This window comes from Novosphingobium sp. HR1a, assembly GCF_015594425.1.
Classification (GTDB): Bacteria; Pseudomonadota; Alphaproteobacteria; order Sphingomonadales; family Sphingomonadaceae; genus Novosphingobium; species Novosphingobium resinovorum_A.
Genome location: NZ_JABXWS010000076.1, coordinates 44,224 through 59,105, shown reverse-complemented (window position 1 = coordinate 59,105; position 14,882 = coordinate 44,224). Strand labels below are relative to the sequence as shown.

General features: G+C 65.2%; 13 protein-coding genes. 3 read left to right on the top strand and 10 right to left on the bottom strand.

From position 1 onward, the window contains the following. Positions 1-40: 40 nt before the first annotated feature. The 3 genes from HWN72_RS20620 to HWN72_RS20610 are packed head-to-tail and all read right to left on the bottom strand — an operon-like array spanning position 41 to position 5,486. On the bottom strand, positions 41-1,303 hold the full coding sequence (locus tag HWN72_RS20620) for a TolC family protein (RefSeq protein ID WP_008831514.1): 1,263 nt from the start codon (positions 1,301-1,303) through the stop codon (positions 41-43). Beyond that, a complete protein-coding gene (locus HWN72_RS20615) occupies positions 1,300-4,389 on the bottom strand; it encodes an efflux RND transporter permease subunit (protein ID WP_211151250.1) in 3,090 nt (1,029 codons plus the stop codon). The genes HWN72_RS20620 and HWN72_RS20615 overlap by 4 nt, the downstream gene beginning before the upstream one ends. Positions 4,390-4,397: 8 nt before the next feature. After that, a complete protein-coding gene (locus HWN72_RS20610; protein ID WP_008831512.1) occupies positions 4,398-5,486 on the bottom strand; it encodes an efflux RND transporter periplasmic adaptor subunit in 1,089 nt (362 codons plus the stop codon). A 101-nt stretch (positions 5,487-5,587) separates the two neighbouring features. On the opposite strand from HWN72_RS20610, the gene HWN72_RS20605 reads away from it, so the two are divergent. Both HWN72_RS20605 and HWN72_RS20600 read left to right on the top strand, forming a co-directional pair. Beyond that, positions 5,588-6,259, top strand: coding sequence for a response regulator transcription factor (locus tag HWN72_RS20605; RefSeq protein WP_008831511.1), 672 nt, complete (start codon positions 5,588-5,590; stop codon positions 6,257-6,259). Positions 6,260-6,269: 10 nt separating this feature from the next. Next, a complete protein-coding gene (locus tag HWN72_RS20600) occupies positions 6,270-7,640 on the top strand; it encodes a sensor histidine kinase (protein ID WP_211151249.1) in 1,371 nt (456 codons plus the stop codon). A 124-nt stretch (positions 7,641-7,764) separates the two neighbouring features. On the opposite strand, the gene HWN72_RS20595 is transcribed toward HWN72_RS20600, so the two are convergent. The 3 genes from HWN72_RS20595 to HWN72_RS20585 form a co-directional block, all read right to left on the bottom strand. After that, positions 7,765-8,541, bottom strand: a complete 777-nt coding sequence (locus HWN72_RS20595; protein ID WP_211151248.1) for an SDR family NAD(P)-dependent oxidoreductase — start codon at positions 8,539-8,541, stop codon at positions 7,765-7,767. Positions 8,542-8,617: 76 nt separating this feature from the next. After that, positions 8,618-9,955: an SRPBCC family protein gene (locus tag HWN72_RS20590; protein ID WP_069709444.1), complete on the bottom strand. Its 1,338-nt coding sequence runs from the start codon at positions 9,953-9,955 to the stop codon at positions 8,618-8,620. Between the two features lie 107 nt (positions 9,956-10,062). Next, positions 10,063-10,731, bottom strand: a complete 669-nt coding sequence (locus tag HWN72_RS20585) for a TetR family transcriptional regulator (RefSeq protein ID WP_036530941.1) — start codon at positions 10,729-10,731, stop codon at positions 10,063-10,065. A gap of 213 nt (positions 10,732-10,944) precedes the next feature. Here HWN72_RS20585 and HWN72_RS20580 point away from each other — a divergent pair, with 213 nt between their 5' ends. Continuing rightward, positions 10,945-11,331, top strand: coding sequence for a hypothetical protein (locus HWN72_RS20580; protein ID WP_008831849.1), 387 nt, complete (start codon positions 10,945-10,947; stop codon positions 11,329-11,331). Between the two features lie 193 nt (positions 11,332-11,524). On the opposite strand, the gene HWN72_RS20575 is transcribed toward HWN72_RS20580, so the two are convergent. Genes HWN72_RS20575 through HWN72_RS20560 form a run of 4 tightly spaced genes read right to left on the bottom strand, consistent with a single transcriptional unit; the run spans position 11,525 to position 14,812 of the window. After that, complete coding sequence (locus tag HWN72_RS20575; RefSeq protein ID WP_211151247.1) at positions 11,525-12,511, bottom strand: amidohydrolase family protein; 987 nt, start codon at positions 12,509-12,511, stop codon at positions 11,525-11,527. 23 nt (positions 12,512-12,534) lie between these two features. Then, a complete protein-coding gene (locus tag HWN72_RS20570) occupies positions 12,535-12,777 on the bottom strand; it encodes a hypothetical protein (RefSeq protein WP_211151246.1) in 243 nt (80 codons plus the stop codon). Continuing rightward, positions 12,774-14,219, bottom strand: a complete 1,446-nt coding sequence (locus HWN72_RS20565; RefSeq protein WP_008831847.1) for an amidohydrolase family protein — start codon at positions 14,217-14,219, stop codon at positions 12,774-12,776. Before HWN72_RS20565 ends, HWN72_RS20570 begins: the two co-directional genes overlap by 4 nt. Next, complete coding sequence (locus HWN72_RS20560; RefSeq protein WP_036530940.1) at positions 14,216-14,812, bottom strand: FMN-binding negative transcriptional regulator; 597 nt, start codon at positions 14,810-14,812, stop codon at positions 14,216-14,218. Before HWN72_RS20560 ends, HWN72_RS20565 begins: the two co-directional genes overlap by 4 nt. Positions 14,813-14,882 lie beyond the last annotated feature (70 nt).

Genomic DNA, 14,882 nt, shown 5'->3' with positions numbered 1-14,882 from the left:
CGGCGCTTCTCCCGGCGGCCCGGTGGCGAAACGAGATCCGTTACCGGGCCGTCAGCGCCGTATCGTCGGAACCATCCTCCCGCGAAAGGCGAAGGCGGAGCCGCGCATCGGCAAGTCTGGCTGACAGACTGACCTGTGTGGCCAGATTGTCGAAGCGTGATCGCGTGGCATCGATCAGTTCGATGACCGAACCACCGCTCAGACGATAGGAATCCTCGGCCATACGCCCCAGCGCGTCCAGCTTTCCTCCGATCCTGCGGTTGAAGGTATCGAGCGCGGCGGTGCGCACTTCGACCAGTGCGGCGTAGCGGTCGATTTCAGCGAGCGCTTTGGCTTTGGCGATTTCGGTGCGCAGTTCGGCTGCCCGCGCTTCGGCTTCGGCCTTGCGGACGGCGCCATTGCGGCGGTCGAACAGCGGCACTTCCAGCGTCAGCCCTGCCGAATAGGTCGCGCCGAACGGGCCGGTCGTCCAGAAACGCCCGCCGTTCACCGAGACTTCCGGGAAACGCTCGCGCCGGGCCGTGACCACGTCGGCTTTCACGGCGTTCTGCTCGTCCAGTGCGGCCGCAACCGCGGGAAGCGCTTCGGCGGATTGGGCGGGACTGCCGCCGGTGCCGGGCACCTGATCAAGGCTGCCGCTAGCGCTGGGATGCCACCCCGGGAAGCCCAGGGCATTGGCAAGGTCGGTGCGGGCATCGATAGCGGCACTCTCGGCCTCGACCAGATCGGCGCGGGCGGATTCTATCTCCACATCGACGCGGGCGACATCATAGTCGCTGGCCATCCCCGATGCCCGCCGTCCCGCCACCATGCCGCGAAGCCGGTCCAGTTCGGCCATCGCATCCCGGCGCACGCCGACGGTGTCCTGCGCGCTCAGCAATGCGACGAAGGCGCTGCCTGCCTCGGTCATGAAGTCCAGCCTCGACACCGCGACGCGCGATCTGGCGGCATCGATCCTGCGGTCCGCCGCCGCGACCCGCGCACGGCGCTTGCCGCCCAGATCGAGGGGAAGTTCGACGGTGGCTTCGTGCGCGCGCCGCCCCTCGAAGTTGGTGATCCCGCCCGGCTGATAGGATCCGGCATAGGAAACCTCGGGATTAGGCAACACGTTCACTATCTGCCGGTCCGCCTGCGCGCCCGCGATGTCCTGCTCCTCGGCTTCCACGCGCGGGCTGGAGGTTCGCGCCAGAGTGAGCACCGTCTGGAGATCGACGGTTTCCGGCATCGGTTGCGCCATCACCGGAACCGAAAGGGCCAGCAGCGGCAGGACGGAAAGGTGGCCCAGAATTACACGTCGGCTCATGCGTCGGCCTCCTCGGGGGTCTGGAGTTTGCCCGGCGTGATGTAGCTGTAGATCACCGGCAGGATGAGCAGCGCGACGATCAGCGTCGTCACCATGCCGCCCACGACGACGAGCGCGAAGGGCCGCTGCGTCTCGCTGCCTATGCCGCTGGAGACGACCATCGGCAGCAGTCCCAGCATCGCCAGCGAGGACGCCATCAGCACCGGCCGCAAGCGGTCCACCGCACCGTCCAGCAGGGCAGGAAGCAGGTCCATGCCCGCCCGCCGCCGCTCTTCGGCAGCGGACAGCACCAACACGCCCATCAGCGACACCTGCCCCAGCAAGGCGATGAAGCCCACCGCCGCGCTGACCGACAGCGGCACCCCGGCGACCAGCAACGCGAAGGCGCCGCCGGTCAACGCGAAAGGGATCGTGGCGATGATCGCGATGGCGCTGCGCCCGCTGTTCATCGCGGCGTAGAGCAGGCACAAGACCAGCAGCAACGCGACGGGAACCACGATCTGCAGCCGCTTGGCGGCCCGCTGCTGGTTCTCGAACTCGCCGCCCCAGACGAAGTAGTGGCCTTCCGGCGGCTTTACCTTGGCATTCACGGCGGCGATCGCATCATTGACGGTCGAGCCCATGTCGCGCCCCTCGACGTTGAACTTGAGGGCTAGGAACCGGATATTGCCTTCGCGCACGATCGTGGTGGGACCATTCTCCACCGTGATCCGGGCAAGCTGGCCCAAGGGCACGCGCGCACCGCCCGGGGTCATGATCGGCAAGGCGCTGATCTTGTCGGCATCGTCGCGCGAGGGAGACGGCAGGATCAGCCGCACCGGCACCGGACGTTCACCGTCCCAGAATTCGGTCGTGACGCGGCCCGCAAGAGCGGTCTCGATCGTCCGCTGCGCATCTTCGATCGACACGTCCGCACGGGCAAGCGCCGCGCGGTCCAGCTGGATCTGCAACTGCGGCCCCAGCGCATCGCGGTAGAGGTCCAGTTCGGTGACGCCGCGGATCGGCTTGATCGCATCGACCGCCTTCAGCAGCGTTTGGCGCATCACGGTCAGATCAGTGCCGAAAATCTTGAGCACAACCTTGCCGCGCACGCCTGCCACCGCTTCCTCGACGCTGTCCTTGATCGGCTGCGAAAAGTTGAAGCGCACGCCCGGAATCCCGGCCAGAGAATGACGCATCTGTTCGATGATCTGGGCCTTGGTCTTGCCGGTGTGCCAGTTCTCCTCGGGCAGCAGGCGCACGAAGGTCTTGACCATGTTGACGCCTTCGTTGTCGGTGCCGTCTTCGGGCCTGCCGTGCTCGCTGTGGACGTCGCGCACTTCCGGGATCGCGCGGATACGCCGGTGGACCTCCTGCAGCACGTCCTGCGCCTTTTCCAGCGCGATGCTGTTGGGCATCTCGACGAAGATCGCGATGTCGCCTTCATCGAGTTCGGGCAGGAATTCGGTGCCAAGCCGGTCCACCGCGATCGCGCCCGCCATCAGCAGTGCCACCGCGCCTACCATGGGGATCACGCGTGCGCGCAGGATGCCATCCAGCAGGGACCGGTATCGTTCGCGCAGCCAGCCGATCCAGCGCGGCTCGATGATATCGGCGTGCTTCGGCTTGAACATCACGGCGCACAAGGCAGGCACCACCGTCAGCGCGAACACCAGCGCGCCGGTCAGCGCGAAGGCATATGTCAGCGCCAGCGGGCGGAACATGCGGCCCTCCACCGACTGCAGGGTGAAGACCGGCAGCAGCGCGGCGATGATGATCAGCATCGAGTAGAATGTCGGGCGCCCCACATCGATGGCCGATGCGATCACCAGCTTGAGGATGGCCTTCTTGTCCTGCGGCCGTTCGGTCTGCATGGCGTGCATCACCGCCTCGACCAGCACCACCGCGCCATCGACCAGAATGCCGAAGTCGATCGCGCCCATCGATATCAGGTTGGCCGGAAGCCCCAGCAGGCTCAGGCCGATGAAGGCGGTCAGCAGTGACAGCGGGATCACCACCGAGACCACCGCCGATCCGGTCACGCTGCGCAGGAACAGCCAGACGATGGCGATGACCAGAATGAAGCCGTGCAGCAGGTTGTCCTGCACCGTCCCGATCGTATGGCCGACCAGTTCGCTGCGATCGTAGACGGGCACGATCTTCATGCCCTTGGGCAGGATCGTATCGTTCAGCCGCTTGACCTGATCGTGGATGCCTTCGAGCACCAGCGAGGGGTTCTCTCCCCGCCGCATCAGCACTAGCCCTTCGACCACCTCGCGCTGGTCGTTGTAGGATACCGAGCCTCTGCGCGGGGTCGGCGCGGTCTGGATCGTGGCGACGTCGCCGATGGTCAGCGCGGTGCCGTCCTTGGCCTTGAGCGGAACCTGCTTGATGTCTTCCGGGGTCTGGATCACGCCGATGCCACGCACCGTCAGTTCCTGATCGCCGGTGCGCAGGAACCCGCCGCCGACGTTGAGGTTCGCCTTGTTCAGCGTCTCTTCCAGCGTGTCCAGGCTGATCCCCGCCGCGTAGAGTTTGGCCGGATCGGGCTGGACCTGGATTTCCTTGAGGTAACCGCCGAAAGGCACGACATCGGCCACGCCCTGGACCTGCCGCAGCATGCGTGTGACGGTCCACTTCATCTCGGAGCGGATCGCGAACAGGTCGTAACGGTCGCTGGTGATGCGGAAGCGGTAGATCTTCCCCAGCGGCGTCGATTCCGGCGCCAGCGCGGGCGTGACGCCTTCCGGCAGTTCCGCATCGCCAAGGCGCTGGCCCACCACCATGCGGCTGTCGAACGGATCGGCATCGTCGTCGAACACCAGCGTGATGATGGAAAGGCCGAACAGGTTTTCGCTGCGCAGCAAGGTCATGCGCGGCGTGCCGTTCAGCGCACGCTCCAGCGGGATGGTGACCTGCCGCTCCACCTCTGCCGCGGCATAACCCGGCATCTGGGTGATGACCTGCACTTGCGCGTTGGTGACGTCGGGAAAGGCTTCGATGGAAAGGTTGTGATAGGCCCGGATGCCGAACACTGCGAGGATGCCCGCAAGCACCAGCACAACGACGCGGCGATGAACCGAGAATTCGATGAGACGAGACAGCATGGCGGGGCTCAGAGTTGCTGGCTGGCGCTGCTGTCGAGCAGCAGGGCGCCGTGCGTGATGATGGTCTCACCCAGCTTCAGGCCTGAGGTGATGACGATGCGCCCTGCGCGCGATGCGCCCACCTGCACGGGACGCGCAACGGCGCCCTTGGTGGTGCGCACATAGACAACCCGGTTGCCGCCATCCTTGACGAGCACGGCATCGGTCGGGACGGTGATCGCAGCTTGTCCCGGCAAACGCACTTCGGCAAGCATTCCGGCGGTCATGCCCGCAGGCCGGTCGGACAGGCGCAGATAGATGGGAACGCGGCGCTGGTCGCTATCGATCAGCGAGCCGACACCATCGACCCGCGCGGGAACGGTCACCCCGGCGACCGTGACTTGCGCTTCCATGCCGGGACGCACCCCGGACAAGTCGCTTTCGGCGGCATCGGCGACGATCCACAGGCGCGTCGGATCGCCGATCTCCATGATCGGATCGCCGCCCGCATCCGCTATGGAACCAATACTGGCCTTGAGTCCGAGCACGGTGCCGCCTACCGGCGCGCGCAGGGTGAACGTGGCGCCATCACCGCCACCGATCATCGCGGAAGCGCGAGACGCACGGGCATATTCCGCGCGGGCTTCGCGTGCGGCGGTTTCCGCACCGAAGCGCTCCACTTCGGTGCCCACGCCCCGGCGCACCATTTCGTTCTGGCGGCGCAGCATGTCTTCGGCGGCGGCAAGGCGCGCACTCGCCTGCGTCACGTCCGATCGCGTTCCGGCCACTTCCGCGCCGACCAGCGTGACCAGCGCGTCGCCGCGCTTGACGATCTCTCCGGGGCGCACCGCGATCGAGACGATCCGGGCCGCTACGGGTGTGTCGATCGCCGCCATGCCCTGCGCCTCGAATGCCACCCGCGCGGGCAGTGGAAGGCCGAAGCCGCCTGCCCCCTCGCCCACCCGCTGCGCCTTCACGAAGCCCTGCCGGATCATCTGCTCCAGTCCCGGCGGCGCATCGGGCTTCTCGACGTCGCTTTGGCCCGAACAGGCGGAAAGGCTTGCCGATACCAGCAGCGCGAATAGAAGACGCGAACGCGGCGCCAAGCACAGTGCCATGCGAATAGGTTCCCTGCCATTGTGTCTTCCGGTGAAGACGGCCCTGTCCGGGCGATTATGGGGAAGCCCTGACAAAGTCCTGACTGGACCGGAGGTTATGAATGCGGTTGCTACTGGTCGAGGACGATGCGGACTTGCGTGAGACGATCGCCCGCGCACTCGAACTGGCCGGGCATCGCACCGATGCGGTCGCTGCCGGAGAGGCCGCAGATCTGGCGCTGCATGGCGGCGGCTATGATCTCGTCGTGCTCGATCTGGGCTTGCCAGATCTCGATGGGCTGGACCTCCTGCGCCGGGTGCGCGGCCGGCGCGATGCGACCCCGATCCTGATCCTGACCGCCCGCGACGCCATCGACGATCGCATCGCCGGATTGCGCGCGGGCGCCGACGACTATCTCGTCAAACCTTTCGCGCTGGGAGAGCTTGAAGCCCGCATCGAAGCGATCCGCCGGCGCCTTTCCGGTACGGTGGTCCGGCTCGTCAATGGACCGCTGGAGTTCGATCCCGAGACGCGCCGGGCTTTCGTCGAAGGGCAGCCCATAGACTTGTCGCTACGGGAAACCGACATGCTGGAAGCGCTGATCGGCCGCGTCGGCGAAGTCGTGCAAAAGGCGAAGCTCGCCCAGCAGATGAGCAACTGGGACCGCGAAGTCGCCACCAACAGCATCGAAGTCTACGTCAGCCGTCTGCGCCGGAAGCTGGCCGCCAATGCGGTGCGTATCCGCACCATTCATGGCCTCGGTTATCTGATGGAACACCATCGCAATGGCTAGGCGTCTCAGCATGCGCAGGCGGCTGCTGGCGTGGCTGCTGCCAACAACGCTGGCGCTGGCCGCGATCTGGCTATGGGCCTCCTACGCGATCGTCGTTCATTTCGTGAACGTGGCCTACGACCGTTCGCTGGAGGACTCGGTCGAAACGATCGCGCGGCAGGTCGTCAGTTCCAACGGCACCTTCTCGGTCGACCTGCCGCCTGCGGCCCGGCAAATGCTGGAATTCGACCGGGTGGACCAGATCCGCTACCTGATGATCGACGATACCGGCATGCGCCATGTCGGCAATGCAGGCGTCCCTGCCCCCACCACGACCGTAACCAACTCCCACGGCAACATCTTCTACGGCGCCCGGATAGAGGGCCGGGACTTTCGGATCGTGCAGACCCGCGTAGCCGGTGACGGGGGCCGCTTCATGCTGGTGCGCGTCGCGGAAACCAGGCAGAAGCGCAACATGCTCTCGCGCGAGGTCATGGCCTACATGGTCGCGCCGCAATCGCTGTTCCTCATGGGGATCATCCTCCTCATCTGGATCGGCGTCGGAAGAGGCATCGCGCCGCTAGCCAGGGTTCGCGACGCGATCGCGCGGCTCGACCCCAACGACCTGCGGCATATCGATGACCATGCACTGCCGATGGAACTGCACCAGCAGGTCGGCGTGATCAACAGCCTGATCGCACGTCTTGCGGCTCTGTTGTCAGCCCAGCGGCGGTTCATTGCCGATGCCTCGCACCAGTTGCGCACACCTTTGACCAACATGCGCACCCAGGTGGAACTCGCTCTCCGCACGACCACCTATGACGACATGCGCGCGATGCTGGAAAAGGTCGATGCGGCAGGCACCCGCCTGGTTCGATTGACCGGTCAATTGCTGACCCTCAGCCGGATCGAGGCAGGGTCCGACGGTTTTGCCAACTTCGCGTCATTCCCGATCGACGTGGTCGTGGCCGATGTCGTGTCCTGGGCGATCCCGTCCGCGCTGGAAAAGAATATCGAGATCTGCTTCGAGGCGGGCGACGGCAATATTCCGTTTCACGGCGATCAACATCCGATCGAACAGCTCGTTTCCAATCTCGTCGACAATGCCATACGCTACACGCCGGAATTCGGCGTCATCCTGATCCAGCTTTCGAAGCAGACCGATACGGTGCGCCTCATCATACAGGATAGTGGTCCGGGCCTGAGCGAACATGACCGGGAACGCGTATTGAACCGCTTCGATCGCGGCGCTCAGCCATCGGGGTCCGGCAGCGGGCTGGGTCTCAACATCGCGCAGGAAGTCGTCCGATTGCACCGCGGCACGATCCGGCTCCTGGACGGGCACGGGGACGGGCTGCGTGTGGAAGTTTGCTTGCCGCCGGAAATCAGGCCCGAATTATAGGATTTGTCCCTGCGCCGAAACCGGGCGAAATCGGCATGTCCCGTCGAAGCCCAAAGCGCCATCGGACCGGCACTCCCCGCCCCAGGAGGCGTTCCCGGACGGATCAGCACATATGCCCAGCCTTTCAGGCCGCGGCGTAGCCTCCATCGAGGTGGATCGCATCACCGTGGACGTACCGAGCCGCGCTCGATGCGAGGAATGCCACGGCTTCCGCAACTTCGGCCGGGTCTACGAAACGGCCCATCGGGTTGCCTGCGGCAACGCCCGCGCGCAGCGTCTCCACCGGGGTCCCGCCGGTGATCCGCGAATAAGTGGCGAGAATATCGTCCATCATCGCGGACTCGACTACGCCGGGATGGACCGAATTGACGCGGATCGGCATCTTGAGTGCGGCGAATTCGACGGCAGCGGCCCGGGTGAGCATCCGTGCGGCGGCCTTGCTGACGCAATAGGCGGCGCTGAACGCGGCAGGCCGGTCCGATGCGCCCGAGCACAAGTTGACCACCGCGGCACCGCCGGGCCGCCGCGATCCGCTGCGCGCCAGTAACGGCGAGGCGTGCTTGAGGCCGAGGAAGACGCCCTCGACGTTCACCTGCTGGCAGCGGCGCCAGTCTTCCAGCGCCATGGCATCGATCCGCTCCATCGGCGCGATGCCCGCATTGTTGACCAGGATGTCGAGCGCGCCGTGGCGACTTTCTATGACGCCCAGCACCTCGGCCCAGCTCCCTTCACTGGTAACGTCGAGCGCGAGGAATTCCTGCTTGCCCCCGGACGGCGCGCGCAAGTCGGAGCGCACTACCATGGCGCCGCGTGCTTCCAGCAGGCTGCACACGGCTGCGCCGATATCACCGCTTGCACCGGTCACCAGCGCGATCGCGCCGTCCAGTCGGGTCGCATCCATGGATCGAGTCTCCTTCGTCTCGTCAGTTGCCCGGCAAGGCCAAAGTGCGGAGCACATGCCGATGGGGGGGGACGGCCTAGCGCCGCCCCTCGAGGTAATCGTTCAGCACTTCATGGAAGAAGCGCACCCGCGTCTCCTGCGCGGCCAGATAGGCGTCGGTGTACCCGCGAGAATACATGCCCTTCTGCTGGCCTTCCGCCAGAAGCATGTCCTGATAGACGATCTGGTCCTTGATCTCGGGCACGCCGCGGCCGTTGTCGAAGGCGCGGTGCTGCATCTCGGCCTCGCGCAGCGGCTGGGGACCGGCCATGATCGATTCCACCACGGCCTGTCCCTCGACCGGGAAGGCCATGCACCACAGATCGAACGTGCACTTGTTCGGGTCGGTGGGGTGCGGCTCGGTGCGGAAGAAAATCAGGTTGTCCGGCAGGAAGCTGATGGTGACGTTGGGGAACATCACCGTATGCGGGCTGTCGGTGATCTCCTCGTCGTCCATGTGCTCGTAGTGGACGTAGCCGCGCTCCTTCCACAGCCGCTTCTTGGCGGCCTTGAGGTCGAGCCAGCCCTGCATCGCCTTGGTCTCGTAGTCCGGGTAGGCGGCGGGATCGATGTCCCACGCCTGCAGGATCATGTCGAAGGGATGCACCACGCCGTCTGGCAGGCGATCCGACAGCGAGGGGCGCATCGGCTGCACGGTGCGGCCATGACCGTTCGCCCACATCTCGTGCCGCGCGGTGTCGACGTCCTGGTCGATCCATGGCGGCACCTGCGGGTGCGCAGTGCGGGTGTGATAGCTTTCGGAGAAGTTGTCGGTGGCGAACTTCCAGTTGGTTTCGAGGTCGATCTTCATCCAGAACACGCGCACGGCGGTGTCCATCGGGTAGTTCTTGTAAAGGTCCGGCATCGGCGACAGGAAGTCGAGCAGTTCGGGCGCCTCGTCGTCCATCGTGTACCACACGAAGCCGCCCCAGGTGGCGCAGCGCAGTTCCTTGAGCCTCAGCTTGCCGCAGGGGTTGCCTTGCGGGAAGTCCTGCGGGTCCTGCGCATAGTTCAGCACGCCGTCCTTGCCCCAGACCCAGCCATGGTAAGGGCACTGGAACGAGTCCTGCGAACTGGCGTCCCACACCAGCCGCATGCCGCGGTGGCGGCACGAATTGTAGAACGCCTTGATCGAGCCGTCGTCCTGACGGACGCAGAAGACGGACTCGTTCATGAAGTTGTGCACGACGTAGTCGCCCGGCTCCTCCAGCTCGGCCGTGCGGCCGGCGACGTGCCAGATGCGGGTCCACATATGGTCCCATTCGCGCTGCATGAATTCGACCGAGGTGTAGCGGTCGCCGGTGATCGGGTCGCCGCGAAGATTGTCGGCGTTGCGCCCATCAATCATCAGCGCGTCGATGTCTTGCCTTCCCATCTCTGCTCCTTTCGGGACCTCTTGCCGGGTCCGTCTCGTCACGGAGCAGGATAACAAAACTGGTCGATCGACCTGCCTGACAAAACAGACAGGGCCCGACACGGTCGTCAGGTGCCCTTCAGACTCTCCAGTCCGCTGGCGAAGAAACGCAGCGCCGGGGCCGCCATGTCCTCCAGCCGCGCAACCGAATGGTGGCCCGCGCTAATGTCGTCGAGGAAGCCGGGGTCCTGCACCATGAAGATCAGCGCCGCCTCGATCAGATAGACGCCCGCCAGAAGTTCGCGTTCGGCGATGTCGGGCCGGTATTCGCGCAGCCGGTCGATCAGGATCTGCGACACCACGCTCAGCTTGGCGAGGATCGGGCGCAGTTCAGGCAAGCGGTACGAACTCATCAGGTGCGAGGTCATGACCATGTAATTGCGCAAGGGGTCGTCGAGGCGCGAGGCCGCCTGCAGGAACGGCAGGATGAAAGCGGTCACGATCTCCTCCAGCCCGAACTTCCCGCCCGCCTCGGCACGCGCGAAGCTGGCGGCGATGGTGCCGCGCAACAGGTCGAGCTTGCGCTCCAGCACGGCATCGAGGATCAGGTGCTTGTTGCCGAAGTGGTAATGGACCAGCCCCATCCTCACGTCCGCTGCCCTGGCGATGTCGCGCAGCGAAGTGCCGATATAGCCGCTTTGCGCGAACAGCACCTCGGACGCATCAAGGATACGGTTTCGTGTCGCCTCCCCCTTGGTCGAGGTCGAATAGCGGCCGGAGGTGCCCATTTCCGTCATGCAACCGCCATTGCTCTAATTTGTCAAACCGACAACCCGTTTCACATGCCGGATGCGTCCCAGTGTCAGGCGCGAGGATACGATACTGCCGTTGCTTCCGGCAGTGCAGGTGGAATGCAGCGCGCCGCATCGCCGGCGCATTACGATTACGCGATCCGCACGGGCCTTTGGGCGGCGACCTCAAGCTGGCGAGCATGGAAACGCTTCGATTAGGTGCCGGGCCGCAAGCCGAACGATACCGTCATTACCCCTGCCCTCCCCAGACTTCCGAGGCCGCCAGCACGGCGAGGCGGCCCCCCGCCTGCAGCAGCACATCCTCGTTTTCTTTGGGGGAAGGCAGAAAACGGCGATCGAAGCGATGGCGTCTATACCCCCGAATCCTTCGCCGCCTTCAATTCAGGTGGGGGTTTCGGCGGCATTCCTGCGCTGACCTTCTGCAGCGCCTATCTGAACGGCAACGTGAACGGCGCCAGCCCGGGCTGCGTGCGCGGCAACGACGGCGGCAACCCCGGCGACGCCGATCCCTACACGTCCAACGGCCATCACGTGCACCCCATCAACAACAAGTCGATCGGCGGCATGGCCCGGATATACCAATGACCTCGTGGGCTTCGGCTGGCTCCTCAATCTCTACGGCGCTCCACGAACCTATGGCGTTTCGGTGAGCTTCAAATTCTGAAACCTTGCTGTCAAAAAGTCGAGCCGTCGGAACCGCCTGCCGTTCTGGCGGCTCGTGCCATTGCCGTTCAAGACCTGCCAACGCACCGGCAATGGCGAACAAGAAAGCAGTGAATCACGGCACGGCGGGCGCATAGCGGCGCTCCAATTCGCTCTGCCGCGTGGTGAGGCTGGCGCGCTTGCCTTCGATGATGACAACGGCGGCACCGGTGGAAGGCTCCAGCGGATCCCCGTCCCAGACGACGATGTCGGCCGCGCTGCCCGGCGCAAGCGTAGTGGCACGGCCGCCCCAGATCGCCGCCGGATTGACAGTGATCGCCCGCAGCGCGTCGATCCGGCTAAGTCCGGCGGCGACTGCAAGCCCCGCGCCTTCGCGCAGCGCCAGCCCTGCATTATAGCTCAGTTCTACCGCTCCGCCGACCAGTCCGAACGCCACCTTTACTCCTGCGCGGGTCAGGATCGCGGCATTCTCCTGCCGCGCGCCGATCTGGTCGAAAGTGCTGGGCAGGTTCGCTTCAGGATCCAGCACCACCGGAATATGTGCCTTGGCGAGCAGGTCCGCTGCGCGCCACGCCTCCGCGCCCCCCACGATCACCACTTTGATTCGATAGTCTCCGGCAAGCCTGACCGCCTGACGCACATCGCTTTCGCGGTGCGTGACTATCGCCAGCCGCATGGCACCCTGAAGCACCGGACGAAGCGCCAGCCGATCCTGACGCTTGAGCGCGAATTCGTCGCCAGAGGGCAAAGTGGCGAGCTTCGCTTCGTCAAGGGCGGCGCGCAACAACCCCCATTGCGCTGCCCGTGAACCGGCCTGCCTATCCCACGCGCCGCCACCGATCACCGCGAACATTGCTGCGCGTGCCTTGCCGAGAATGTCGGCCCCCGGACGCAGCCGCGCAATCGCGGCCATGCCGGAGAAAGGCGCAATACCCGACGGCCCCGGGAAGCTGAGCGCGCTGGTGACACCATCCGCGCGCGCCAACCCGACCAGCGTTGAATTGCCGTTGAGCGCATAAGACACGTCGAACGACGGACCTGTCCCGGCATCCTTTGCCGCAGAATAATCGCGCGTGTCACTTGCGGCGGAGACCTCGACCAAGCCAAGCTGGGTCGCACCATTGATCAGACCGGCGTTACCGGCTTGCCGCCTGCATCGATCACCTGCGCCCCCGCTGGTACACCGCCTGCGACCGTCACCGAGACGATCCTGTCACCATCGATGAGCACCGTCGCGTCATTCAGCGGGGTGTCGCCGGTCATCGTCCAGGCCTCCGCATGGACGATGGCGATCTCCTGCGCGGCCACCGGCACGGCCCCCAAAACGGCGAACGGTACGGCGGCCAGCGAAAGAAGGCCCCGCTTCATGGACGCACCGCCGCGCGGCCGAGTTCGAAATCGGAGTCTGGCTCCTCGGATGGCGCGCTGCGATCGGAGACGACCGCTCCATCCATGAGCACGAGATCGGCCTTGGTATAGATGCTGAATGGGTTGCCGGACCAAAGCACGACATCGGCATTGAAGCCCGGTGCAAGCGTGCCGATCCGATCGGAGAGACCCAGCACGCGCGCAGGATTGCTTGTGATCCAGCGTATCATCCGTTCAGGCGGCACCGCGATGCCCATCTGCCTGCCCGCCCCGGCCGCCTTGGCCGCCTCCATCGCCAGCCGCTGGCCCGAAGCCGGGGAATCGGAGTGCATCGTCACGCATACCCCCGCCTTGTCGAGCATCGACGCGCTTGCCCGCAGCGAATCCAGCGTCTCCATCTTGAACCCCCACCAATCACCGAACACCGCCGCGCACACGTCGTTCTCGCGCAGCAGTTCCGGGATCTTGTAAGCCTCGCCTGCGTGATGAAACGCAACGAGATGAATGTTGAACTCGCGCATGACCGAAAGCATCGTGGCCATGTCGTCGGCGCGGTAGCAATGCATGTTGAGCCTCAGGTCGCCGGCCAGCACGCCGGCCAACGCTTCGCGCTTCAGATCCTGGCCCCGCCCTGGTGGCGGCCCGCGTCGCTTGGCGGGCTTGCCGTCGAAATCCCTCCAGTCATGAAGGACCTTCTGGGCATCCATGAAGGTTTTTCTGACATAGGCGACCACGCCTTGCCGGCTCGTCGGCCCGCGATGGCTTTCCGCCCCCTCGGACTTGGGGTTCTCGCCGCAGGCCATCTTGAAACCCTGTGGTGCCCCGGGAAACTTCATCGCAGCGACCGTGGTGACGTGGACCGGCTTGACGGTGATCGCGCGGCCGCTGAAAATCGGGCTCGAGCCCGGCAGCACCTGGATCGTCGTCACGCCGGCTTGCAGCGCGCGTGAAAAGGCTACGTCCTGCGGGTTGATCGCAGTCTCGATCCAGGTGTCCGCGACGTTGACGTCGCTGGCCTCGGCAACGTCGCCCGCCTGGCGATCGATGGTGGTGAGGGGCAGTACATAAGTGCCGTCATGGCTGTGTACGTCGATAACGCCCGGCGTGACCCAGCGGCCCTGCGCGTCGATCTCCCGCACGCCGCCCGGGTTGGCCAGGCGCTGCCCGACGGCGGCGATCTTGCCGTCCCGTACCAGAACATCGCCATCGTCAAGACGGCCGCCTGCACCGTCGAGCACGGTGGCGTGGCGGAACAGCACATCCGAGCGTGGTCCGGGCTTGTAGGTGCTGGGAAATGGATCGCGCAGCCAGGGATCGATCTCGCCGACTTTGTTGAAAGGCCCGGCCTGTTCATGATGAGCATGGTCTCTGGCCGCGATCGGCGCCGCACAAAGACTGGCGCTGGCGGCAGCAACAGCCATGATGCGCAATCGACGGATCATATCCGCTCCTCGTTGAACCGGCGCATCCAGCGGACGAGAACCGGATCGGGATGACGAGCGACGATCGAGCGAAGCGTCTCGGGCCTTTCGTCCTGGCCCAGCTTGAATTTGCCTGCAACGCGGGTCACCTGCGCCCTGAAGCCAACGATCGCTTCGAGCATCCCGGTGTAACGGGGACCGAGCATCGTCCTTCCCCAACCCGTACCATCATCCATCCTCGCGGCGAGCAGATCGAGCGCCTCTTCGGTTCTGTCAGGCTCGAAGGTCACCTCTGCCTCAATCCGCAGCTGGGCAAAATTCCAAGTCGGCGCCCAGTTGTCGAGACCGGCCTGGGCCGGCGAAACATATCCGTCCGGCCCATTGAACAGGACCAGCGCACGCGGAGCTGACGAAAGAGCCGCGTAAAGCGGATTGCGCCGAGCCATGTGTCCAACGAGGTGAGTCAGCCTGCCCTCGGGATCATACTCGCCAAGCAAGGGAAGCAGGCTCGCATGGTCCGCGCCGCCGGCTGCCGCGCACACCCAGGCGAGAGGGAATTCTGCAATCAAATCGCGAACATCGCCTCCGTCGAAGCGCTCGAAGAGTTCGCTCACCCCAGCCCCGCTTTCGCCTGCCACATCACGTCCTCCTGGCCTTACGGTATCTGTTTTCCCTGCGGGCCGG